Raw genomic sequence first — 21,118 nt, 5'->3', positions numbered from 1 at the left:
ACATTCCATCGGCCCGGTCCGAAGACAAGCAATCGAGCGGCTCGTGAAGTCCGCCCTGTCCCGAGGAGTCAGACGATGACCAATCCGTTCGACAACCCCGACGGCACCTTCCTGGTTCTGGTCAATGACGAGGGTCAGCACTCGCTGTGGCCGGCCTTCGCGGAGGTCCCGGCCGGCTGGGAGGTCGTGGTCCAGGAGACGGATCGCAAGACCTGCCTGGACTACATCGAGGCGAACTGGACCGACATGCGGCCCAAGAGCCTGATCGAGGCGATGAACCGGGCGGAGCACAACGGGAGTTGACCCCGCCGGGCCCTGACGAGCGGCCCGAATAACGCGAGCGGCCCGGAGCACACGAGCGCCCGGACGACACGAGTGGCCCGGACAACACGAGCGCCCCGGAGAAAGAGCAGCAGCCCGGTACCGACCATGAAAAGGGACGTGATGGTGTGAAAGGTTCGCGCAGGCTCGGCAGCGCACTCGTACTCGGTGGCGGCGTGGCCGGACTGCTCGCCGCGGCCGCCCTCATCGAGTACGTGGACACCATCACCGTCGTGGAACGGGACCGGCTGCCCGACGGACCCGAGGTGCGCAAGGGCGTGCCTCAGGGCCGTCACCTCCACGGTCTGCAGTCCAGCGGTGTCCAGGCCATCGACACCCTGCTCCCGGGCACACTGGAGAGCTTCTTCGCGGCCGGTGCCCACCGGATATCCATGCCGACGCATGCGCTGTTCTACGGCCCGCACGGCTGGATGCGCCAGTACCCGGGCGAACACTTCACGGTCGGCACCACCAGACCTCTGGCCGAACACATCGTGCGCCGTGCCCTGCTGGGCCATGCGCACGTCCGGATCCTGGAAGGCGCCGAGGCCACCGGCCTGATCGGAGACGCGCGGCGGGTATCCGGGGCCCATATCCGCCACCGCGGCACCGGGGAGCGCGAGAGTGTCGACGCGGACCTGGTCATCGACGCCACCGGCCGCGGTTCCAAGGCGCCGCAGTGGCTCAGCGAACTGGGCCTGCCCGAGGTGCCCGCCACGGTGGTCGACGCGGGGCTGGCCTACGCGAGCCGTGTGATCCGCCCTCCCGACGAGGCCACCGGGCGCAGGTTTCCCCTGATCGCCCTGCAGGGCGACCCGCGGAGCGGTGGCCCGGCCCGGGGCGGGGGCATGATGCTCGTCGAGGACGGGACGTGGATGGTGACCCTGGCGGGCACCAGGGGCGCCCACCCTCCCCTGGACGAGGAAGGCTTCCTCCGCTACGCCCGGACCCTGCGCCACCCGCTCATGAGCGAACTCATCTCCCAGGGCACGCCCATGAGCCGGATCTCCGGTTTCCAGAACACCGCCAATCACCGCCGCCACTACGACAGACTGCGGACACGTCCCACCGGCTTCCTGGTGTTCGGCGACGCGGCCACCACCTTCAACCCGCTGTACGGGCAGGGCGTGACCGCGGCGGCGCTGAGCGCGGTCACCCTGCGCGAAGAACTCGCGCGGGGCCCGCTCGACGAGGAGGGCTACGGCCGGACCCAGGAAGCGGTCATCCGCGCCACCGACATCGCGTGGGCGATGGCCTCCAACGAGGACCTGCGCTATCCGGGGGCGAAGGGGCCCGCGCCGTCCGCGCGGCGGAAGGTGCTGCAGCGCTGCTCGGACCGGCTGCGCATCACCGCCGCCTGTGATCCGGTGGCCTCCCAGGCCCTGTTCAAGGCGCTCACCCTCACCACCCCGCCGCGGGAGGTGTTCAACGCCCGCACGCTCAGGGCGCTGCTGCGAGGTCCTCGCCATCCCGCGCAGTACGACCTTCCCCCCGAGCACACCGGACTGCCCGTGCCGACGGTCTGCCCCCCGCGGCCGTCCACGGCACAGGAGGGCGGGTCCGCGGCGCCCGCACTCACGACGGACGAGACGTACACGGACGAGACGTACGAGGGAAGGACCCCGATGGTGGAGAGCGAGACCGAGACCGAGAAGAAGGCCGTGGTCGCCGTATTGGAGAGGCTGGGCGCGGCCTGGTCGGAGCTGGACGCGTGGGCGCTGGCCGATGTGTTCACCGCCGACGCGACCATGATCGCTTTCGGATATCTGCGCAAGGGCCGGGAGGAGATCGCAACCCGCATGGGGGAGGCGTTCCAGGGCCCGTACAAGGGCAGCCGGGTGGTCGGTGACGTCCTGGAGGTGCGGCTCCTGGGCGACAGCGCGGCGGTGGCCGTCGTCCGCGGGGCCGTGCTGACGGCCGGGGAGACGGATGTGACCGCGGAGAACGCGATCCGCTCCACCTGGGCGCTGGTCAAACAGGACGGTGAATGGCGCGTCGCCGCGTACCACAACAGCCCCGCCATGGAGGACATGCCCGTGTGAGCTGCCAGACTGGGCCCATGAGGTCCCGGGCTCGGACAGCCCGGCGTGGTGTTCGGCCACTGCTCCTCGGCGCATGTGGTGGGCGCCGGCCGTTCGGGCCCCTGACGGCCGACGCGGAGGAGCTGCCCCCGGCCGCCGCTGTCATGCTCGACCTGGTGGGAGGTGCCTCTGCCCGGGGTTACCCCTCGTAGCGGGTGGCCAGGGTCCGTACCGTCTCGGCGATGCGGTCGCGGAGTTCCGCCGGTGCGATGACCTCGATGTCGGTGCCCAGCCGCAGGAACTCTCCGTGGGCGTGGTCGATCGATTCGATGGGCACCCGGGTCTCCGTCCATCCGTCACCCGCGGGTGTCACGCCGAGGCGTCGGGCTCCCTTCGGCGTGAGCCGTACCAGAGCCTCCCCGGTGTGCAGCCGGGCTCGGAAATCGGTCAGATAGCTGTTCCAGTGCGCGGACAGGTCGAATCCGTCCGGGACGACGAACTGCTCGGCCAGGGAGTGGAGTTCGATGATCTGGTCGACCCGGTAGGTGCGGATTCCGGACGGCCCGCCGGCGACCAGGTACCAGCGGCCGGCCTTGAGTACGAGCCCGTACGGCTCCACCCGCCGCTCGATCTCCTCCGGCGCGCGCCACCGCCGGTACCGCAGGAGCACCGCCCGCCGTGCCCACACCGCGGCGGCGACCGCGGCCAGGTGAGGCGTACGGTCGGCGTCGCCGTACCAGCCGGGGGCGTCGAGCAGGAAGCGTTCCTGGATCCGCCCGGCGTGCTCGCGCAGCTCGGCCGGGAGGGCGGCCCGCAATTTCAGTTGGGCGGTGGCGAGTGCCTCGCCGAGGCCGAGGTCGGCGGCGGTGCCGGGGAGCGCGGCGAGGAATGCGGCCTGCGCCTCGTCCGCGGTCAGTCCGGTGAGGCGGGTCCGGTAGCCGTCGACCAGCCGGTAGCCGCCCGCGTGTCCGGCGGCGCCGTACAGCGGGATACCGGCAGCGCCGAGCGCCTCGACGTCCCGGTAGACCGTACGGACGGAGACCTCCAGTTCCTCGGCCAGCTGCTGGGCCGTCATCCGGCCCCGGTTCTGGAGCAGCAGAAGCAGGGTGACCAGCCGGCTCGCGCGCATGCCGCCCAGTATCCCCTGACAGGGGATGTCAGGAGAGTGTCCCTAGCCTGCGAGGCATGGACGACTTCGACTTCCTGCACGGCTCCTGGGACGTGGCCAACCGCCGTCTCACCGCACCGCTCGGCCCGGGCCCCGCCACCTGGGTGGAGTTCCCCGGTCACGCGGTGGTCCGGCCGCTGTTCGGGGGTGCCGGCAACATCGACGAGATCACCTTCCCCACCCTCGGCCGCCAGGGCGTGACCCTACGGCTGTTCGACCGCGAGACGGAACGCTGGTCGATCCACTGGTCCGACAGCCGGACGGGGCGCCTGGATCCCCCCGTGATCGGCGGCTTCACGGGCGACCGCGGCGACTTCCACGGCGAGGACACCTACGACGGCCGCCCGATCCGGGTGCACTTCACCTGGAACCGTCTCGGCCCGGACGCCGCCCGCTGGGAGCAGGAGTTCTCCGCCGACGACAGCCGCACCTGGGAGCTCAACTGGACCATGGACCTCACCCGCACCGGGCGGGCCGACGCATGAGCATCGTCGAACTCCGGCAGTACACTCTGCATCCCGGCGCCCGGGAGACGCTGATCGGGCTGTTCGAGCGCGAGTTCGTGGTCGGCCAGCAAGCGGTCGGCATCACCGTCGGTGGCCGATTCCGCGACCTCGACGACCCGGACCGCTTCGTCTGGCTGCGCGCGTTCCCCGACATGGCGCACCGCCGGCGCGCGCTGGAGGCGTTCTACACCGGTCCGGTCTGGCGGAAGTACCGCGACGAGGCCAACGCCACCATGGTCGACAGCGACGACGTCCTGCTGCTGCGTGGCCCGTGCTTCGAGGCGGAGCCGGGCACCCGCGAGGTGGTCGCGACGATCTGCCGGCCGTCCGACGCGGCTGCCTTCGACGCGTACGCCGCCCGGCACCTGGGCTCGGGCCATGCGCTGCACCGCACCGAGCACGCCACGAACGACTACCCCCTCCTGCCGGTCCGCACCGGGGAGGACGTCCGGGTCTGGTTCGGCCCGGCCGAGCCGCCGCCCTGGCCGATCCGGCGGCTGCGGCTGGAACCCGTGACGACTTAGCCTCGCGCTGTCGCGCGCCCAGCAGACTGGGAGGTCGATGACGTAGTTGATCTTCGGTCGTAAGCCCGTTGTCGCCTGCCGGTGGGAGTCCGGTCCGGGTAGAACCGGGTGCACCCCGGGAAGTGGGCGCGCGCCGGGTGGGCGTCGGGCGGCCAAGGCCGGGGATGCCGTCGCGCAGCACAGCGACGAGTCGGCCCGTAGCTGGCCCGCATCACTGGGGTGCCGCCCGCCTTCGCAGGGTGAGCTTCTCACCCGATAGACCTTGGCGCTGTGTTGGCCAGGGCGCTGTCTCTTCGCGGCTGAGCCCATCGTCGCGCGGGATCAGGTGTCCCGGGATCGCGATGGGCTCGCTGCTGCGCTGTACCTACATCATCCGTTCGCCTTGCGCAGCTCGCGCGGCGCGTTCGAGGCTCCGGCCCCGAACGAGAGGGTGGAGGCCAGCCTCGCGCTATCACGGAGCCGGTACCAAGTACCGCCTTCCGTTCCGCGCTGCCGCAGGCGGCCCCTCGGTCAACTCGAGTCGGGGTCGGCCGGGACCACCTCGACGGCGTGGCGGCGGTGCGCGGCGAAGAGGTCGAGGGCGACCTCGAAGTCGCGGGAGCGCAGGGCGGTGACAAGTTCACGGTGTTCGCGCGGGATGCGGCCGAGGCATGTACTCCGCCGCCCCCGCGGGCCCGGAGACCGGCGCACCCACCGACTTCCACTTTGCCCATCTGACCAGCCGGGCGGCCGGTGGCACCGGGCTGGTCATGGCCGAGGCCACCGGAGTCCGTCCCGACGGGCGGATCAGCCCCTGGGACCTGGGCCTGTGGAACGACCGCCAGCAGGACGCGTTCGCCCGCGTCACCGCCGCGATCCGCTCCCACGGCGCGGTCCCGGCGATCCAGCTCGCGCACGCGGGACGCAAGGCGTCGGTCGACAAGCCGTGGCTGTCCGACCGGTATGTGCCCGAGGCCGAGGGTGGCTGGCAGACCGTGGCACCGAGCCGGGCTGTTGGCGGTCCTGTCTCAGTGGCGGGTGAAGGTCTGGCGATAGGCGGTTGGGCTGGTGCCGGTGGCTTTGTGGAAGCGGGCGCGGAGGTTGGCGGCGGTGCCGAGGCCGACGCGCCGGGCGACCTCGTCGATGCTGTGGTCACCGGATTCGAGAAGCTGTTTGGCGAGGTCGATGCGAGCGGTCAGCAGCCATTGTGCTGGTGATACGCCGACTTCTTCCACGAATCGCCGGGCGAAGGTGCGCTCCGACAAGGCCGCGTGTTTCGCCAGTCGGCGGACCGGCAGCGGTTCGCCGAGGTGAGTCAGTGCCCACTCCCGGGTCCGGGCGAGTGACTGCCCGGACGTGTGAGGTATGGACCGCTTGATGTACTGGCTCTGGCCACCGGTGCGGTGTGGCGCCGCGACCGCGAGTCGGGCCGCGGCGTTGGCGGCGGCCGCGCCGTGGTCACGGCGGATGATGTGCAGGCACAGGTCGATCCCCGCGGAGGCGCCGGCGGAGGTAAGAATCCGGCCCTGGTCGACGTAGAGAACATCCGGATCGATGAGTACGGCGGGGTGGTGTCGGGCAAGGCGGTCCACCGCCCGCCAGTGTGTCGTGGCGGTCAGCCCGTCGAGCAGGCCGGCCTCGGCAAGAGCGAAGACACCACTGCAAATGGACACGATGCGCGCCCCGTCGACATGGGCCTTGCGCAACGCCTCCAGCGCTGCGGCCGTGACGGGCTTGTCTATGTCATAGCCTGGGACGATGAGGGTGTCGGCCTGTGCCAGAGTGTCGAGCCCATGGCTGACGCCCAGTGAGAAGCCATCGAAACTGGACACGGGTCCCGGCTCGGGTGCGCAGAGGACGATGCGGTAGTCATCGGGCATGGTGCCGAACACCAGCAGTGGGACTCCCAGATCGAAGGCCACCACACCCTCCAGAACCAGGAGAGCAATGGTGTGGGGCGCGCCGACGGTAAGCGTAGAGGACTGCATGGCAGAAAAATAGCGCTTCCTGTCAGAACTGCCACTCGATCAGAGCTATTTCGACAACTAGCGTGGTCGGCATGAGCGAAGAGAATAACGCTGGAACCGAGCGGACGTTGGAAGTCGGTATGCTTCTTTTCAACGACCACACCACACTGGACTTCATCGGTCCGCACACGGCCTTCGCGGGCGCGGGCATGAAGGTCCATCTGATATCCAGCACACTTGAACCGGTGGTCTCCGACACCGGAGTGACCATCACGCCGACCGTCACATTCGACGACTGCCCCGCCCGGCTGGACATCCTGTTCGTGCCCGGAGGGTCCGTGGACAAGGTGATGCTGGACAGCGCGGCCATCGCGTTTCTGGCCGACCGCGGTGCGACGGCCTCGTACATCACCTCGGTCTGCACCGGATCACTCGTCCTCGCCGCGGCCGGGCTGCTCGACGGCTATCGCGCGGCAACGCACTGGTCCACCCGTGACCATCTGGCACGGCTGGGCGTCGAGGTGTCGACGGAGCGAGTATGCATCGACCGGAACAGGTTCTCCGGCGGCGGCGTGACCGCGGGCATCGACTTCGGCCTCACGGTCACTGCGCACGCCCTCGGAGAAAAGACCGCGAAATTTGCACAGCTGGCCATGGAATACGACCCCATGCCACCCCTCGACGCAGGCTCCCCCCAGGGCGCGGGACCCGAAGTGGTGGCGCAGTTCCATAAGTGGGCCGTAAAGGTCGATGATAATCTCCGAAACTCCGTGTCCCGTGTACTGGAGCAGCGGACGGCGGTGGGCTCGGGTACCGCAGGATCATCTTGAGGAGGTGGGGATAGCGGAGTCGAGATGAGGGCCCGCTTCGCCTGGTAGTCCCTTGTCGGGTATCGCCTCACCCGGCTCGGGTACTCGGTGGGGTCTCGCGGGTGTAAGAGATGGGGATCTTCGCCGTGTAGCAGGCGACGATGTCAACGGCTGAGGCAACAACCACCGCCTTCCTGCCCGGACGTCGGACCGCAGCACACCGGCTCCGTCCTCTTGCCCCCGAGGCGCTGTTCAGTGGAGGCCCGCCGTCGGCGATGGAAGGCCGACTGATGCTCGGCGAACGATGTCATGGGCGACGTCGTGAATCTGCGCCACGGTCAACGGGTGTGACCGCGCGGCCCGGTGGACACTTCGACCGAGTACGCGCGAGGCGCGTTTGCCAGAAGCGGCGCTGCCGCCCGTCATCGGGTCGGCACAGACGAGGTTGCGGTCTCCTCGCACAAGGCAGGGCCGGGCCGGTGCCGCGTCCGGGGCCCTGTCTCAGCCGACGGCTTGGCGGGTAGGTGCCGCGATCAGCGCTGTTCGGGCGAGCCGGATGACGGCATGGATTCGTTGAGCGGTACGACGTTGAAGTATTCCTCGATGCGGTCGATGAGGCCGCCGTCGAACCGGAAGTACATCGCCGCGTGTACGTCACTGCGGGACCCGTCGGTCATGGTCAGGTGGAGTACTTGCTGCTGGAGCACTTCGTCGCCGTCCTGGAACTGCCGCACGATGCCGTACCGAAGTGTCTCGACGTCGGCGGCCAACTGCTTCAGCAGCTCCATGTTCTCGTCAATCGGCTGGTCACCGCTTCCATCGTTGTGCCACACGGTGGCGGTGTCGGTGCACAGGGAGCGCATCGTGGCGTAGTCCCGCACCTCCCACTGCCGGAGGTAGCGCACCGCTGCTGCGCGAAGGTCCTGGTCGGGTGTCATCGTTTTTCCTTTCGGGGTACGCCGGTTGCGGCGAATGTCAGACGGCGGGGCCCGTCGTGGTGCCGACGGCCGCTTCTTCCTCGAAGACGGGGGCGCGTTCCCCCGCTTCGACGCGTAGGGGGAGGTGGTTCTCCCGGGGCGGCAGGGGGCAGGGGAAGGCCGCCGAGAACATGTGGTGGGGGACAACGGCCCGGTTGAAGTCGATACGGGCCGTACCCGTGGCGTCCTTGGGCCGGGGCAGGATCAGCCACCGGCCCATGCCGGGCGTGTCCGTGCCGCTGGTGCCGTCGGTGAACGTGATCAGCAGGGTGTCGCCGGCCACACCGAACGCCTGGAGCGTGTGCCGCTCGCCTCGCAGATCGAAGACGAAGTCACCCGGGGCCGGGAGGGTGTCCCGCATACTCGGGCTGGTCAGCCGGGTCACTTCCAGGAGGCGGGGGGGGGGCCGCGCCCCGGGCGCGCCCCCCGCGGGGCGCGCCGGGGGGGCCCCCGGGGGCGGGCCGCGCGGTTCATCGAGCTGATCGATCCGCTGCGGTATCCGGCCGAGGGGCTGGGCGAGGACGCGATCCGCGAGATCCGGCGGCTCAAGGCCCGGATGGAGTCCGAGCGGCTGCCGCGCGGGGCCGACCCCACCACCCACGCCAAGCTGGGCCGCGGCGGTCTCAGCGACGTCGAGTGGACCGTCCAGCTGCTCCAGATGCGGCACGGCTGGGCCGAGCCCGGACTGCGCACCACCCGCACCCGCGAGGCCCTGGCCGCCGCCCACGCCGCCGAGCTGATCTCCACCGAGGACGCCCAGACCCTCGACGAGGCGTGGATCCTCGCCAGCCGCGTCCGCAACGCCGTCATGCTCGTCCGCGGCCGTCCCGGCGACACCTTCCCGACGGCCGTCCGCGAACTGGCCGCGGTGGGCCGCCACTTGGGCTACGGCCCCGGCCACGTCGGCGAGATGCTGGAGGACTACCGCCGCACCACCCGCCGGGCGCGGGCGGTGGTGGAGCGGCTCTTCTACGACTACGAGAGCTGAACACCCGCGGCTTGTCGCCGGGTCAGCTGTCCGCGGCCCAGGTCAGCCGTCCGAGGGCAGGGTGACGCGCAGCGGGCCGCAGCCGATCCGGTCGGCCTCCGCGGCCACATAGCGGGGGAGGATCGTACGGATGTCCCCGGGGTGGTCGCCGTTCTCCGCCCGTACCAGGAAGGTGACCTGGCCGGTCTGGCACTCGGCCTGGAACAGCCCCATGTCGTCGCGGACGAAACCGTATCCGTCCTGCTCACCGGCGCTGACCCGGTCCTTGGCGCCGTCCCGGGACAGCCTGTCGTAGAGCATCGCGAGCCGGGGGTCCTCGATCGTCATCAGCCGCAGCTGGGGGTGGCCGAAGAGCACATCGCGGTCGCAGGTGCGCACCGGGCCGTCGCCCTGGGTCACCACGGTGCCGCCCCTTCCCTCGTGCTTGTACGCGGCCGGGAGCCGCAGCCCCTTGACGTCGCACATCGCGTCCCTCTCCTCGAGCAGGGACCCCGGCGGCTCCGGCATCCGGCCGACCGGGTCGGCGATCTCGCCCGTGCACCCCTGGTCGGCCATGTAGTGGTTGACCAGCTTGACCACGGCGCGGGCGAGTTGATCGCGGGCCTCGATGTCCACCTCGTCGTCGTAGACGGTCCAGCCCGTCTCCATGTCGATCACGGTGGGGCCGCTGGTGACGTCCAGCCGGCTCGGCCGGCCGATGCAGCCGTCGGGCACCGCGAGCCAGGCCCGGGTGTCCGAGGCCATGCCCAGCAGCCCGTCGCCCAGCGGGGTGAGCCGCGCGGACAGGAACTCATCGGCCCACCGGTCGCCCGCGCCGCCGAACCCGGTGTCCAGCTGGTGCGTCTCGACCGTGATCCGCCGCCCGCGAGGCGACGTCAGCCGGCACTCGCCCGACGGGCCCTCACTGCCGGTCCGATCGGTGGTGATGGGCACCTCGGAGGTCTTGATGTCCCGCTTGCCGTCGAACAGCGCCGCGACGTCGTCCCGGCCGAACGCTCCCCAGCAGGCCCGGTCGTCCGCGAACGGACCCGCCTCGGCCTGCCAGGCCACCCCCGCGCCGCCGAGCAACGCTCCCACGACGGCTCCGACCACGGCCATGATCACGCCCAGCCGCGGGCGGGAGCGGGCCACGCGCTGCCAGTGCCACCAGGGGCGGCGCCGTTCGTGCAGCGGCACGCGGGCGCCGTTCTCGTTGGCTTCGTCGCTTTCGTTGTTCTCGTTGTTCTCGTTGTTCTCGGAGTCGTTCATCGGCTGGAACCCCCAGGTGCGACGGGCGCGCAACCGACGCGTCGCGCCACGGCGTTGGCGAAGGCGGCGAAGTACGGAGTCGTCTCGTGCAGGGAGGGGGCGAGCATCAGCACGGTGAGCGGGCGCTGCCCAGCGCAGTCGGCCCGTACGACCTTGTAGTCGTCGGCGAAGACCCCCGTACCGCGCCAGCCGCGCGCCGGTGCCTTGCTGCCCGTGGCCCCGTCGAACAGCGCGGCGAGCCGCGGCTGGGCGACCATCAGGGCGTCGAAGTACCGGCCCTCGCCGCGCTGCGTCCGTACCGAACAGGACTGGAGATCCCGGGTGACCGCGCCGACCTGGTACTCCAGGTCGCGGGCCGCCTCCTTGTCGAACTCCAGGCCCCTGATCCGGCAGGCCCGGGTGAAGAAGTCCTCATCGTCCTCGGGGAGTGTGGCCATCGGCGAGACGGCCTCGAGCGGCTTCGCCGGGGCGCAACCCGCCTTCTCCATCGCGCGGTTGGCCACCGCGACGAGCAACTCGGCCACGGACTGGGAGCCGCCGAGCCCCGCGTCGCCCGGCATGGTGGAGTCGCTGTAGACCGACCGCGCCATCGAGTCGAGCGTCACCGCGGTCGGCCGCCCGTCCTCGGTGTCGCATTCCTTGGGCAGCACCAGCAGCGCCTGCCGCCCGTCGGTGGCGCCCGGCAGCCCGTCGGGCAGCGGCATCGCCCGGTCGCCGAGGTAGCCGCCGATCCACTCCATGCGCTTCGCGGCGCCCTCGGGCGCCGGGCCGTAGGTGACCGTGATCTCGGTCTCCTCCACGACCTTGCCGCCGTCGCTGCCGACGCGCTCGGAGTGGAGCGCCACGGTGCACCGCCCGCGCTGCCGCCCCGGCGTCGGCACGGTCTCCTTGGACGTACGGCTGGCGTTGTCCTCGTCCAGCGCGTCGCCGCTCAGGAAGTCCGGCCCGCTGTCCTCTTTCCACGCACCCCAGCAGTAGGTGTCTTTCCCGTCGAACGGCCACGTGTCCGTGGCCCAGGTCCCGACCCCGGCCGCCACCAGCACCGCGACGGCGCCACCGACCAGAACGGCACGGCGGCGCGCGCCGCCCATCAACTGTTTCATTTATGACCTTCCCCCGTGTGGCCGACGATCCTACTCAGCGGTTCAGCGCACGAAGTGAAGGGGTCATGGCAATTCCGTAGGCGTCAGCGGCCGTCAGCCGCCGTCAGCGGCTGCTCGCGGCGGGCGGGTGGTCGAGCCGCACGCTGATGGTGACGCGCCCCTTGCCGTCCACCCGGGCCACCGCGTGCCCGGTCCGCTCGGCACCGTCCAGATCCAGCGATATCGGCCAGCCCTCACCGGTGAAGTTCCGCCACCAGAGCTTGCGTTCGGGCAGGGCGACGGCGATCGTGACGCCGTCGGCGGCGCGCCGATAGCTGACCGGCGTACTGAAGGTGCGCCCCGATCGCCGCCCCGTATAGGTCACCACCGTGAGCCGCCCGCTCACCCACCGCCCCCACCGGGGAGAGGCGCGCAGCCCGACCATCCAGGCATTGAACCGGCCGGTGACCCGCTTCGGAAGCGGCCCTTTGTACCGCACACCATCCTCCAGGCGCCGAGGGACAGGGGAGTTGTGGCGTCACGGTAGCTCCGCGGGTGGCACCCACTGGTCCCGCGACCCCGAAGTGAGAGAGAAGGACCCCGAGCTCTCTCGTGTACGTGGCGCTTGAGCGTATTGACCGTTCATGAACTGGCCCCGCTGACCTGGAACCACACCGCCTTCCCGGGGCCCGGTCCGTGGTGGCAGACACCCCAGTCGGTGGCCGAGCTGCCGATGATGAGCAGCCCTCGGCCGCTCTCGGCGTCGGCCGTGTCCCGGGCAAGAGGCTGGGCGGGGAGGCCGGGGGCGTCGTCGCTCACGAGAACCCGCAGTGTGCCGTACGGTCCCCACTCGGCGTAGAGGGTGACGGGTGCCGAGCAGCCGCTGGTCCGGCAGGCGTTGACGGCATTGGTGACGGCCTCGGAGGTCAGCAGCAGAGCGGTATCCGTTAAGTCGGTGCGCTTCGCGGTGTGCAGGGCGGTGCGGACGGCTTCCCGGGCGGTACGGACCCAACCGGGGTCGGGCGGGAAGACGAGGGAGAAGTCGGCGCGGGGGAACTGGGCGCTCATGGTGATGTTGCCTCCTTCGGCCAACGGCCGTTCGGCGGACGCCGGTTGGGCGATGTGCCTTCGACGGTAGAGATGTAGGTTTAGCTAGCGCAACCTAATGTCGGAAATTCCCTCTCGCGAGTGGACCGCTCGCCGCAAAAGCGGGCAGACTGCGCCTGATCCACGAAGGGAGTCGCGCGATGGGGTTGCGGGCCAACCCGACCCAACGGCAACGACGGCTGGGCGAGGAGCTACGGAAGCTGCGCGAGGCGAGTGGCTTGTCAGCAACGGAGGCGGGAGCCCACGCGGGGCTCGGGCGAGCGCACATGAGTCACATCGAGACGGGCCGCACGGCCATCCCGGAGGAGAAACTACGGGCTCTCGCGGAGGCGTACGGTTGCACAAGCCATCCCTTGGTCGAAGGGTTGTGTGAGCTGAGCCGGGCCACAGGTCGGGGGTGGTGGTCGCCCTACAAAGTCAGCCACAACGCCCGAGCCCTCGATCTCGCGGAGCTGGAGGCGAGTGCCGTGGCGCACCGCTCGTTCCAGTGGATGTATGTGCCAGGTCTACTCCAGACGGCGGAGTACATGCGCTACCTGTTCGAGAGCGGGCAGCCGGACAGCCCGCAAGTGATCGATGCGGGCGTTGAGTTCCGGCAGCGGCGACAGCACGTGCTGGCCGACGGATCGCAGCTCTTCCATGCGGTCATCCATGAAGCCGCCCTCCTGATGAAGTTCGTGCCCGGCGACGTCATGCGCCGCCAGATCGAGCACCTCGTCGCCATGGCCGAGTTGCCTCATGTGCGCATCCAGCTGCTGCCGTTCAGGTCGGACGTCAACTCGACGACGCCGGGAGCACCTTTCAGCCTCTTGGACAGTCGGGTCCCCGAACTGAGCACGGTCTATGTCGAGCATCCAGTCTCCTCCGCCTTTCTCGGAGACCGTGAGCATCTGACCCAGTACAACTCGGCCTTCGAGCACCTCAGCGCGGTGGCTCTCCCGCCCATTGCCCTCCAGGGCGAACGCAAGTGCTATACCGAGAGGGATTCACTCCAGCTCATCCAGCACTTGCTGTACACCTTGTGAAGGGGAGTCCTGGGCATGTCCTGTTGGCGCAAGTCGAGTTTCAGCAGTGGTCAAGTCAGCGCGGAGTGCGTCGAGGTCTCGGCACCGTCTGCCGACCTCATACTCATCCGCGAAAGCGACGCCCCGGCCGCCGTCATTGCCACGGAGCCAGCCCCGTGGGCTGCCTTCCTCCGAGGGCTCAAGCGGGGCGATTTCGACCATCTGTCGGGGAGTGTGTGACCGTCGTGGCCGCGTTCCTGCGCTGGGGCCGGTTGTGCGGTGCGGGTTTCGTCTCGCGCCTTCGGCGCCATTGAGCATGGGGGACGGGGGTGGGGGCGCGGGCCTCGCCGCCGACCGACGGGCCGGTGGTGGTGGGCCCCGGTGGCGGCTCCTGTGCTCCTGGGCTGGGTCCCGGCCGGACTGACGGCCCCTCCGGGTACCCCTCTCGAAAACGCTTGATCTGAAGCAACTAATTTATCAAAGGTTTTCCAGGGGGTACCCCACCCCCGGCGGTCCGGCATCGGCATAAGCCCCTGAGTACGGGAGCCGCCACCGGCCTCGCCACCCACGGCCCTGCGGTCGGCGTCGAGGCCCGCGCCCCCCACCCCCGGGCCCCATGCTCAAAGGCGCCGAAGGCGCGAGACGAAACCGCCAGTCGCCCGACGGCTCCCAGACCGCACAGCCCTGGGCGAAAAGCCCACGCGCTGGTGTTCGCCATGTCTCCGATTCTCCCGGAATTGAGGACAGAAGCTGTCCGCAGTGGCTCCTACTGTCGTTCTTGGCCGAGGAACACGGGACCAACCGAAGGCGGAGATCATGACCGAGACCCTGAGCGAGTCGGCGACTCTCACCGGCGAGCGTGCCGACCTGCTGCGGACGTTGAGCAAGCACCGGGACTTCCTGCGCTTCACCACTCGCGATCTCACCGACGAGCAGGCCGGGCTGCGCACCACCGTCAGCGCACTGTGCCTGGGCGGTCTGGTCAAGCACGTCGCCGCGGTGGAGCGGACCTGGGTGGACTTCATCCTGGACGGCCCGTCGGCCATGCCCGACTTCACCGCCATGACCGAGGCCGACTTCGCCAAGCGGGCCGACGAGTTCCGGCTGCTGCCCGGCGAGACGCTGGCCGGCGTACTGGCTGAGTACGCGGCGGTGGCCCACCGGACCGACGAGCTGATCGCCGCCCTGCCCGACCTGGACGCGACCCAGCCGCTGCCGGAGGCGCCGTGGTTCGAGTCCGGCGTGCGCTGGTCGGCCCGTCAGGTGCTGCTGCAGGTCATCGCCGAGACCGCGCAGCACGCCGGGCACGCCGACATCATTCGCGAGTCCCTGGACGGCGCCAAGACCATGGGATGAACGGGAAGTTGAGACGAGAGCGTCAGCCGTCCGACGGCTCCCAGACCGCGCAGTCGTGGGCGAAGAGCACACGGCGGGGGTCGAAGTCGACGAGGCGGTCCAGCCAGGGGCGGTACGGGGGAAGGGGCTGCGCCACGCCGTCGAGGGCGGCCCTGCGGGCCAGGTGGTCCGAGGTGAACTCGGAGGCGAAGTCATGTGCCTGACCGGCGAGGATCACCGTGCCGTCGGACTGGCGGACGACCAGCGACTGATGGCCGTCGGTGTGGCCGGGGGTGGGGACGATGTGGACGCCCGCCCAGATCTCGCTCTCCCCGGCGAGCTCCTCATACGTGGCGCCGGGGAAGTCCAGCAGCTCGTCGAACGTATAGTCGCCTCCGCGCGCGGTGGCCAGCTCCACGTCCTGGACCAGGACCGGCCTGCCGCCCAGCAGGGGGTTGCCGCCGCAGTGGTCGAAGTGGAGGTGGCAGTTCACGACGAGGGAGACGTCCGCGAGGGCGACCCCGGCCGCCGCCAGCGCGTCCGGCAGGGCGCGGCGGCGGGGTCGGTAGTGCGCCTCGGTCCCGGGGTCGGCGGCGCCGATACCGGTGTCGAAGAGGACCAGCCCACGGTCGTGCCGTACGAGATAGGCGAGTACGGGTTCGACCCGTGGCTCCGGGCCGCCGGTTTCGAGGGCGGGGCGGACGAAGTAGCCGAGGTCGAGGCGGCGCACGGAGATGTCGTTGGCCATCCCGCCATGGTCGCGTGGTGCAAGGCCCGCCCGCACGGGGCGTTTGCCGAGAGCAGAGCGGCAAGTGGCTAGCGATGGACCAGCAGGGCCGTGGCGATGGCGACCTGAGCCGGTTCCAGCGCGGTCTTGCCGTCTTCGATGTCCCAGAGGGCGTTCTGCAGGACGCGGCCGAGGGTCCAGCCGGTGGCTCGCTGCCGGTCCAGATCGAGGGCCTCGGTCAGCAGGTCGAAGCGGCGGAGTACCGCGCGGGTGGGGTCACCGGTGGCCAGGACCTCGTCCCAGCGGTTGTCCAGCGCCGGGAGGAGTTCGAAGCCGGGGTCGCCAGTGAGCGGTTCGGGGTCGATGGCCAGCCAGGGCTCGCGTTCACCGGCGAGGATGTTGTCGTAGTGGAGATCCCAGTGCAGCAGCCGGTCTCCGGGTTCGTCGAGGAGTTCGGCCACGGCGGAGGCGCAGGCGCGGACCAGCCGCTGTTCGGCCGGGTCGCGCAGGCCCGGTACGGCGTCGGGCGTCCGCTCGAGCATGGCGGCGGCGATGTCGGACAGCCGGCGCAGGCCGCCGGGGGCGGGTACCGAGGTCAGCCGGGCCAGCAGGTCGGCCAGGACGCGTATCGCGGCGGTGTCGTCGGGCAGCGAGGAGAGCGGACGGGACGCGTCCAGCCGCTCCAGCAGCATGGTGCCCGTGTCCGGGTCGTGGTCGAGCAGGAGCACCACGCCGTTGCCGTTCCAGGTCCGCAGGCCCAGCGGGGTGCCCTCGGTCTCCTCCCTGACCTGCTGGAGCCTCAGGACCGAGGGTGTTCCGTCCGGGCCGGTCACCGGGAGGACGAGCGAGGCCATGCCGTGGGCGGCGGCACCGGCGGGGCGCAGATCCCAGCGGTCGAGGAAGTCGGCGGCCAGCCGGGGCAGCTCGGCGAGCCAGGCGCGTCCGGTGGCGTCGTGCTCGCCGAACGACGCGGCGAAGGATTCGGGGACGTCGATGCGCCGGTTCGGTGGGGTCATCAGGGGTGGTCTCCGGCGTCGGGCGAGCGCAGGTAGTTGTAGACCGTGGCGCGGGAGACGCCCAGCAGTTCGGTGACCACCTGGACGGAGTGCTTCACCTGGAGGTAGCCGCTGGTCTTGAGGGTGCGGACGAGTTCCTTCTTGGCGGGGGTGCCCAGGCTGCGCGGGGTCTGGCCGCGGGCGGCGGCGAATTCCTCGATGACGGTGCGCAGCTCCGCGGCGGTGCGGGCGCGGAGGGTTTCGGTGAGCGGCTGCTCCTGCTCATCGGTCCGGACGAGGTTGGTGAGGCTGCGGGCGACGCTCGCGAAGAGGGAGACGTCCAGGTTGAGGCAGATGGCGGCGACGTACTGGCCCGCGCTGTTCTTGATGCCGATCGAGGTGCTCTTCGCCGGGCGGCCGTCCGGGAAGCGGTTGGCGTAGTTCTGGACGATGTCGGGGAAGCCGGGGTCCCGCATCCGGGCCAGGCCCAGCTCGGTGGCGGGCTGGCCCACCTCGCGGCCGGAGAGATTGCTCTCGATGGCGCGGATGGACTGGTCGGGGTTGCGCAGATCGTGGAGGACCACCTCGCACAGCCCGGGGAACATCCGGCCGAGGGCGACCACGATCTTCTCGGCCTCGCGGAGCAGCAGTTCGTCCTCGGGGGTTCCCGTCGTCTCCTGACGCCTCTCCTCGGTCATCGCTCATCGCCCTCCGGCGCGAAGGGCGTGAAGAGCTCCGTCATCGTCGGCGTCGCCTTCAGGCCCGACCCGGTCAGCAGCACCACCGTGGTCTCACCGGGGCGGATCGCGCCCCGGGCCCGGAAGACCTCGATCGCGGCGGCGGCCGTCGCGCTGGTGGGCTCCGCGTAGAGCCCCATCGCGGCCAGCCGGCGGACCGCCGAGGCGATCGCGTCCTCCGGGATGGCCGCCATGTCGCCGTCCGAGCGGCGGATGGCGCGCAGCACCTCGGGGAAGCGGACGGGCTCGCGGATGGCCGTGCCCTCGGCGATGGTCGGGGCGTGCAGAGACGGCACGGGAGTCTCGCTGCCCGCGCGGAACGCGGCGTGCAGCGGGGCGCAGTGGGCGGGCTGGGCCACCAGCAGCCGGGGGCGACGGGCGATCTGGCCCGCGGCGAGGAGCTCGGAGAAGCCGAGGTCGCAGCCGAGTACGGTGCTGCCCGCGCCCGCCACGGTCACCACGGCGTCCGGTGCGGTGAAGCCCAGGTCCTCCCACAGCTCGTACGCCAGGGTTTTGGTGCCCTGGAGGAAGAAGGGGTGCCAGTTGTGGCTGGCGTAGTACGTATGGGCCGACTGGCGCAGCGCCTCCGCGGCGGTGGCGTCCCGGTCGCCCGGCACCAGCTGGACCTCGGCGCCGTAGGCCCGGCTCTGGAGGATCTTCGCGGGGGAGGTGGTGGCGGGGGTGAGGATCCGGGCCCGGATGCCGGCGGCGGCGCAGTACGCGGAGATGGAGGCCCCGCCGTTGCCGGAGCTGTCCTCGATGACCTCGCGTACGCCGCGCTGGGCGAGGAGCGAGATCATCACGCTGGTGCCGCGGTCCTTGAAGCTGCCGGTGGGGCTGAACCACTCCAGCTTGAAGAGAAGCCGATCCTCTCCCCAGCTCTTCTCGAGCAGCGGGGTGCACCCTTCTCCCAGTGACACCGGGGCATCGATGCGCACCGGGAGGGCCGCTCGGTAGCGCCATAGTGACCGGGCCCCGGTGTCCACCTGCTCGCGGGTGATGCCGGGCAGTGCGGAGACGGTGAGGGGAGCCCCGTCATCGCCGCACCAGCGAGGGTCGTCGATCGGGTATGTGGCGCCGGAGCGCTCGTCGACGTAGTGGGGTTCGGATCGTGGTTCAGCTCGCACCTTGGATATTTTGTCTAGCTGTGTATATCCAGTCAAGGGAGTGATGGGCTGCTCGAGCTCACCGCGAGTGCCGTGCGAGGGCCGCTCAAGGGTGGGCGAACAGCCGTTCCAGCACCACCGCGACCCCGTCGTCCTCGTTCGCCGGTGCCACCTCGTCGGCCATCGCCTTCAGATCCGGATGGGCATTGCCCATCGCGACCCCGTATCCGGCCCAGCCCAGCAGCGGGATGTCATTGGGCATGTCGCCGAACGCGATCGTCTCGGCGGGGGTGAACCCCATGCGATCGGCGGCCAGTTGGAGCCCCACCGACTTGTCCGTCCCGGCGGGAAGCACCTCGATCATGCCCTTCTCGGAGTGGGTCACCGCCACCTCGCCCGCGCCCACCCGCTCCGCGGCCGCCGCCACCAGCCCGTCCGCCACCGTCCGGTGGCGCATCAGCACCTTCTCGATCGGCGCCGCCCACAGCTCCTCCCGCTCGGCCAGCCCCCACTCCGGACGCGTCCGGTCGGTGAAGCGGGCGGTGACGACGAAGCGGTTCTCGGGCGCCGCGGTCACCACGGCGAGCTCCAGCGGTCCCGCACCCAGCGCCTCCTCGGTGCGCTCCACCACCGACCGGGCCAGCTCCCGGTCCAGCGACGCCGAGACCAGCAGCCGGTCCGCGGAGGCGTCGTACAGCTGCGCGCCCTGCCCGCACACCGCGAGCCCCCGGTAGCCGATCGCCACCAGGAACTCCCGGCAGGACGCGGCCGGGCGCCCGGTGACCACCAGGTGCCGCGCCCCGGCAGCCCGGATCAGGGCCAGCGCCTCACGGTTGCGCGGCGAGACCGTCAGATCCCCGCGCAGCAGGGTGCCGTCGAGGTCGGTGGCCACCAGCGGGAAGCGGGGCCGCCCGGCGGTACGGGGCCGGGGGAGCAGCGCGCCCGGAGCGGGCAGGGCTCCCGGTGGGCCGGAGGCGGATACGGACGTGGGTCCGGACGTGGGTCCGGAAGTGGATACGGACGTGGATACGGAAGAAGCGGCAGCGGCAGCGGCGTCGGCGGTGTGCACGGTGGCCGGTGGTCCCTTTCGTCACGCTCATCGTGCTCATTCCGCGTCGATCAGCGCGACACATGGAGCCCCTGAACCATGTCGGCATGTGAACTCATGTCGACCTTGCGGAACAGAGAATGGCGGCTCCGCCGGGGACGATCAAGCCGTGCAGATCACGGCCACCTGCTTCGGCAGCCGGTACGGCAGCGAGCCGTACCACGCGCTCGACAGCGCGAAGCCGAAGGAGAGACAGATGACCCCGCCGACCGCGTCCATCCAGAAGTGGTTGGCGGTGGCGACGATCACCAGCAGCGTGGCCGAGGGGTAGAGCAGCCCCAGCGCCTTCACCCATACCGGGCGGGCCAGCGTCGCGATGGTCAACCCGCACCACAGCGACCAGCCGATGTGCATCGAGGGCATCGCCGCGTACTGGTTCGACATATCGGCGAGGTTTCCCGAGGCCATCGAGCCCCAGGTGTTGTGCACCACCACGGTGTCGATGAAGTGGCCGCCGTTCATCAGCCGGGGCGGGGCCAGCGGGAAGAAGTAGTAGCCGAGCAGGGCCACACCCGTGGTCGCGAAGAGCGCCAGCCGGGTGGCGGCGTAACGGCCCGGATGCCAGTGGTAGAGCCACACCAGCACGCTGAGCGTCACGATGAAGTGGAGCGTGGCGTAGTAGTAGTTCATGCCCACGATCAGCCAGCTGACCGAGTCGACCGCATGGTTGACGCCCCGCTCGAAGGCCATTCCGAACCGGTGCTCCCACTCCCAGATCCAGCTCGCGTTGCGCAGCGCCTCCGGCCGCTGCTCCGGGACGGCGTTGCGGATCAGCGAATACGTCCAGTAACTGACGGCGATGAGGACGATCTCGAACCAGAGCCGGGGCCTTCTGGGGGTACGCAACCGGTCCATCAGGGTGAGGCCCGGTGCCCGTTCCGCGTCGGTGTCCGCGATGGGTGCCGGGGTGGCTGTTCGGCCTGCCGTGGTCCTGATCGTCGCTCCACCCATAGGGCAACAGTCTGCCAGACGACGTCCACCCGCAGATCATCCACGGCATCGGGTCTTCGTTGCTTATGTCCTGGTCCAGGAGGTCCTCCAAGGGGCGTATGCCCCTATACGTCCACCGGTTGCCGGGCCACTGGACGAGGGCCCGGACGGGGCTTTCCCCTACCCGCCCCTTCCCGTCACCAGGGGCTCCGCCCCTGGACCCCGGGGCTGGGGCGGAGCCCCACCTTCCAGCCCCTCCAGGGGGCACCTCCCAGCGGTAGCTGGGGGAGATTGAGGAGCGGGGTCTGGGGCGGAGCCCCAGTTGTGGGAAGGGGCGGGGAGGGGAGCAGCCCGCCGCAGGCGTCAACCCCCGCCGAACACCCCTAAGCGCTCCGCTGGAAGTGCCCTGACCTGTGGTCGATCGTCCGCGGCGCCGTCGTGGCTGGTCGCGCCCACGTGGCGGAGCCGCACATCGACAC

23 protein-coding genes and 2 pseudogenes are annotated in these 21,118 nt (G+C 70.5%); 10 read left to right on the top strand and 15 right to left on the bottom strand.

The features are described from left to right. Positions 1–75: 75 nt before the first annotated feature. Both ACFXB5_RS39140 and ACFXB5_RS39135 read left to right on the top strand, forming a co-directional pair. On the top strand, positions 76–303 hold the full coding sequence (locus tag ACFXB5_RS39140) for an MbtH family protein (protein ID WP_385217574.1): 228 nt from the start codon (positions 76–78) through the stop codon (positions 301–303). Between the two features lie 146 nt (positions 304–449). Continuing rightward, complete coding sequence (locus tag ACFXB5_RS39135; protein WP_385217571.1) at positions 450–2,363, top strand: SgcJ/EcaC family oxidoreductase; 1,914 nt, start codon at positions 450–452, stop codon at positions 2,361–2,363. Positions 2,364–2,541: 178 nt separating this feature from the next. On the opposite strand, the gene ACFXB5_RS39130 is transcribed toward ACFXB5_RS39135, so the two are convergent. Continuing rightward, on the bottom strand, positions 2,542–3,471 hold the full coding sequence (locus ACFXB5_RS39130) for a helix-turn-helix transcriptional regulator (RefSeq protein ID WP_385217568.1): 930 nt from the start codon (positions 3,469–3,471) through the stop codon (positions 2,542–2,544). Between the two features lie 56 nt (positions 3,472–3,527). On the opposite strand from ACFXB5_RS39130, the gene ACFXB5_RS39125 reads away from it, so the two are divergent. Both ACFXB5_RS39125 and ACFXB5_RS39120 read left to right on the top strand, forming a co-directional pair. Further along, on the top strand, positions 3,528–3,995 hold the full coding sequence (locus ACFXB5_RS39125) for a hypothetical protein (protein WP_385217565.1): 468 nt from the start codon (positions 3,528–3,530) through the stop codon (positions 3,993–3,995). Continuing rightward, a complete protein-coding gene (locus ACFXB5_RS39120) occupies positions 3,992–4,540 on the top strand; it encodes an NIPSNAP family protein (RefSeq protein ID WP_385217562.1) in 549 nt (182 codons plus the stop codon). Before ACFXB5_RS39125 ends, ACFXB5_RS39120 begins: the two co-directional genes overlap by 4 nt. A 510-nt stretch (positions 4,541–5,050) precedes the next feature. Here the strand turns inward: ACFXB5_RS39120 and ACFXB5_RS39115 are convergent. After that, positions 5,051–5,230 carry a hypothetical protein gene (locus ACFXB5_RS39115; RefSeq protein ID WP_385217593.1) on the bottom strand — a complete coding sequence of 60 codons (180 nt, stop codon included), beginning with the start codon at positions 5,228–5,230 and terminating at the stop codon, positions 5,051–5,053. Here ACFXB5_RS39115 and ACFXB5_RS39110 point away from each other — a divergent pair. Further along, positions 5,191–5,526: pseudogene (locus ACFXB5_RS39110) on the top strand (NADH:flavin oxidoreductase/NADH oxidase); the annotation flags it as partial. The gene ACFXB5_RS39115 and the pseudogene ACFXB5_RS39110 sit on opposite strands and share 40 nt — an antisense overlap. Positions 5,527–5,547: 21 nt before the next feature. On the opposite strand, the gene ACFXB5_RS39105 reads toward ACFXB5_RS39110, so the two are convergent. Then, complete coding sequence (locus ACFXB5_RS39105; protein WP_385217559.1) at positions 5,548–6,507, bottom strand: GlxA family transcriptional regulator; 960 nt, start codon at positions 6,505–6,507, stop codon at positions 5,548–5,550. Between the two features lie 71 nt (positions 6,508–6,578). On the opposite strand from ACFXB5_RS39105, the gene ACFXB5_RS39100 reads away from it, so the two are divergent. Beyond that, positions 6,579–7,316: a DJ-1/PfpI family protein gene (locus ACFXB5_RS39100; protein WP_385217590.1), complete on the top strand. Its 738-nt coding sequence runs from the start codon at positions 6,579–6,581 to the stop codon at positions 7,314–7,316. 512 nt (positions 7,317–7,828) lie between these two features. Here ACFXB5_RS39100 and ACFXB5_RS39095 read toward each other — a convergent pair. Continuing rightward, positions 7,829–8,233 (bottom strand): nuclear transport factor 2 family protein, encoded by a 405-nt coding sequence (locus ACFXB5_RS39095; RefSeq protein ID WP_385217556.1) that lies wholly within the window; start codon positions 8,231–8,233, stop codon positions 7,829–7,831. A 37-nt stretch (positions 8,234–8,270) separates the two neighbouring features. Continuing rightward, positions 8,271–8,633 (bottom strand): DUF1684 domain-containing protein, encoded by a 363-nt coding sequence (locus ACFXB5_RS39090; RefSeq protein ID WP_385217554.1) that lies wholly within the window; start codon positions 8,631–8,633, stop codon positions 8,271–8,273. A 102-nt stretch (positions 8,634–8,735) separates the two neighbouring features. Between ACFXB5_RS39090 and ACFXB5_RS39085 the strand changes: the two are divergent. After that, a pseudogene (locus ACFXB5_RS39085) lies at positions 8,736–9,260 on the top strand (bifunctional glutamine-synthetase adenylyltransferase/deadenyltransferase); the annotation flags it as partial. A gap of 42 nt (positions 9,261–9,302) precedes the next feature. Here ACFXB5_RS39085 and ACFXB5_RS39080 read toward each other — a convergent pair. The 4 genes from ACFXB5_RS39080 to ACFXB5_RS39065 form a co-directional block, all read right to left on the bottom strand. After that, positions 9,303–10,508: a hypothetical protein gene (locus tag ACFXB5_RS39080; protein ID WP_385217551.1), complete on the bottom strand. Its 1,206-nt coding sequence runs from the start codon at positions 10,506–10,508 to the stop codon at positions 9,303–9,305. Continuing rightward, positions 10,505–11,611, bottom strand: coding sequence for a hypothetical protein (locus ACFXB5_RS39075; protein WP_385217548.1), 1,107 nt, complete (start codon positions 11,609–11,611; stop codon positions 10,505–10,507). The genes ACFXB5_RS39080 and ACFXB5_RS39075 overlap by 4 nt, the downstream gene beginning before the upstream one ends. Before the next feature lie 103 nt (positions 11,612–11,714). Next, a complete protein-coding gene (locus ACFXB5_RS39070; RefSeq protein ID WP_385217545.1) occupies positions 11,715–12,089 on the bottom strand; it encodes a hypothetical protein in 375 nt (124 codons plus the stop codon). A gap of 143 nt (positions 12,090–12,232) precedes the next feature. Then, positions 12,233–12,658, bottom strand: coding sequence for an ATP-binding protein (locus tag ACFXB5_RS39065; RefSeq protein ID WP_086885764.1), 426 nt, complete (start codon positions 12,656–12,658; stop codon positions 12,233–12,235). A gap of 179 nt (positions 12,659–12,837) precedes the next feature. Here ACFXB5_RS39065 and ACFXB5_RS39060 point away from each other — a divergent pair, with 179 nt between their 5' ends. From ACFXB5_RS39060 to ACFXB5_RS39050, 3 genes are all read left to right on the top strand, one after another. Further along, the gene (locus ACFXB5_RS39060; RefSeq protein ID WP_385217542.1) at positions 12,838–13,722 is read left to right on the top strand and encodes a helix-turn-helix domain-containing protein; all 885 of its coding nucleotides are present in this window, start codon (positions 12,838–12,840) and stop codon (positions 13,720–13,722) included. Between the two features lie 15 nt (positions 13,723–13,737). Continuing rightward, positions 13,738–13,941: a DUF397 domain-containing protein gene (locus ACFXB5_RS39055; protein ID WP_385217540.1), complete on the top strand. Its 204-nt coding sequence runs from the start codon at positions 13,738–13,740 to the stop codon at positions 13,939–13,941. Between the two features lie 576 nt (positions 13,942–14,517). Then, positions 14,518–15,057, top strand: coding sequence for a DinB family protein (locus tag ACFXB5_RS39050; protein ID WP_385217537.1), 540 nt, complete (start codon positions 14,518–14,520; stop codon positions 15,055–15,057). Positions 15,058–15,079: 22 nt separating this feature from the next. Here ACFXB5_RS39050 and ACFXB5_RS39045 read toward each other — a convergent pair whose 3' ends face one another. The 6 genes from ACFXB5_RS39045 to ACFXB5_RS39020 form a co-directional block, all read right to left on the bottom strand. Beyond that, complete coding sequence (locus tag ACFXB5_RS39045; RefSeq protein WP_385217534.1) at positions 15,080–15,784, bottom strand: MBL fold metallo-hydrolase; 705 nt, start codon at positions 15,782–15,784, stop codon at positions 15,080–15,082. Positions 15,785–15,852: 68 nt separating this feature from the next. Next, the gene (locus ACFXB5_RS39040; RefSeq protein WP_385217532.1) at positions 15,853–16,779 is read right to left on the bottom strand and encodes an aminoglycoside phosphotransferase family protein; all 927 of its coding nucleotides are present in this window, start codon (positions 16,777–16,779) and stop codon (positions 15,853–15,855) included. After that, entirely contained in the window at positions 16,779–17,456 is a 678-nt protein-coding gene (locus ACFXB5_RS39035) for a transcriptional regulator (protein ID WP_201857044.1), read from the bottom strand. Before ACFXB5_RS39035 ends, ACFXB5_RS39040 begins: the two co-directional genes overlap by 1 nt. Beyond that, positions 17,453–18,622: a pyridoxal-phosphate dependent enzyme gene (locus tag ACFXB5_RS39030; protein ID WP_385217529.1), complete on the bottom strand. Its 1,170-nt coding sequence runs from the start codon at positions 18,620–18,622 to the stop codon at positions 17,453–17,455. The genes ACFXB5_RS39035 and ACFXB5_RS39030 overlap by 4 nt, the downstream gene beginning before the upstream one ends. An 85-nt stretch (positions 18,623–18,707) precedes the next feature. Further along, positions 18,708–19,670, bottom strand: coding sequence for an HAD family hydrolase (locus ACFXB5_RS39025; protein ID WP_385217526.1), 963 nt, complete (start codon positions 19,668–19,670; stop codon positions 18,708–18,710). Positions 19,671–19,811: 141 nt separating this feature from the next. After that, complete coding sequence (locus ACFXB5_RS39020; RefSeq protein ID WP_385217523.1) at positions 19,812–20,660, bottom strand: phosphatase PAP2 family protein; 849 nt, start codon at positions 20,658–20,660, stop codon at positions 19,812–19,814. Positions 20,661–21,118 lie beyond the last annotated feature (458 nt).

The sequence above is a fragment of the Streptomyces sp. NPDC059455 genome (assembly GCF_042750115.1).
Lineage (GTDB): Bacteria > Actinomycetota > Actinomycetes > Streptomycetales > Streptomycetaceae > Streptomyces > Streptomyces endocoffeicus.
This window is presented reverse-complemented; position numbering and strand designations above follow the sequence as displayed.

Bases quoted from the DNA above. Each gene is read 5' to 3' on its own strand.
- ACFXB5_RS39080 (WP_385217551.1), bottom strand. From the start codon at position 10,508: ATGAACGACTCCGAGAACAACGAGAACAACGAGAACAACGAAAGCGAC.
- ACFXB5_RS39105 (WP_385217559.1), bottom strand. From the start codon at position 6,507: ATGCAGTCCTCTACGCTTACCGTCGGCGCGCCCCACACCATTGCTCTC.
- ACFXB5_RS39035 (WP_201857044.1), bottom strand. From the start codon at position 17,456: ATGACCGAGGAGAGGCGTCAGGAGACGACGGGAACCCCCGAGGACGAA.
- ACFXB5_RS39050 (WP_385217537.1), top strand. From the start codon at position 14,518: ATGACCGAGACCCTGAGCGAGTCGGCGACTCTCACCGGCGAGCGTGCC.
- ACFXB5_RS39100 (WP_385217590.1), top strand. From the start codon at position 6,579: ATGAGCGAAGAGAATAACGCTGGAACCGAGCGGACGTTGGAAGTCGGT.
- ACFXB5_RS39140 (WP_385217574.1), top strand. From the start codon at position 76: ATGACCAATCCGTTCGACAACCCCGACGGCACCTTCCTGGTTCTGGTC.
- ACFXB5_RS39065 (WP_086885764.1), bottom strand. From the start codon at position 12,658: ATGAGCGCCCAGTTCCCCCGCGCCGACTTCTCCCTCGTCTTCCCGCCC.
- ACFXB5_RS39060 (WP_385217542.1), top strand. From the start codon at position 12,838: ATGGGGTTGCGGGCCAACCCGACCCAACGGCAACGACGGCTGGGCGAG.
- ACFXB5_RS39090 (WP_385217554.1), bottom strand. From the start codon at position 8,633: ATGCGGGACACCCTCCCGGCCCCGGGTGACTTCGTCTTCGATCTGCGA.
- ACFXB5_RS39055 (WP_385217540.1), top strand. From the start codon at position 13,738: ATGTCCTGTTGGCGCAAGTCGAGTTTCAGCAGTGGTCAAGTCAGCGCG.
- ACFXB5_RS39075 (WP_385217548.1), bottom strand. From the start codon at position 11,611: ATGAAACAGTTGATGGGCGGCGCGCGCCGCCGTGCCGTTCTGGTCGGT.
- ACFXB5_RS39120 (WP_385217562.1), top strand. From the start codon at position 3,992: ATGAGCATCGTCGAACTCCGGCAGTACACTCTGCATCCCGGCGCCCGG.
- ACFXB5_RS39095 (WP_385217556.1), bottom strand. From the start codon at position 8,233: ATGACACCCGACCAGGACCTTCGCGCAGCAGCGGTGCGCTACCTCCGG.
- ACFXB5_RS39045 (WP_385217534.1), bottom strand. From the start codon at position 15,784: ATGGCCAACGACATCTCCGTGCGCCGCCTCGACCTCGGCTACTTCGTC.
- ACFXB5_RS39020 (WP_385217523.1), bottom strand. From the start codon at position 20,660: ATGGGTGGAGCGACGATCAGGACCACGGCAGGCCGAACAGCCACCCCG.
- ACFXB5_RS39040 (WP_385217532.1), bottom strand. From the start codon at position 16,779: ATGACCCCACCGAACCGGCGCATCGACGTCCCCGAATCCTTCGCCGCG.
- ACFXB5_RS39125 (WP_385217565.1), top strand. From the start codon at position 3,528: ATGGACGACTTCGACTTCCTGCACGGCTCCTGGGACGTGGCCAACCGC.
- ACFXB5_RS39130 (WP_385217568.1), bottom strand. From the start codon at position 3,471: ATGCGCGCGAGCCGGCTGGTCACCCTGCTTCTGCTGCTCCAGAACCGG.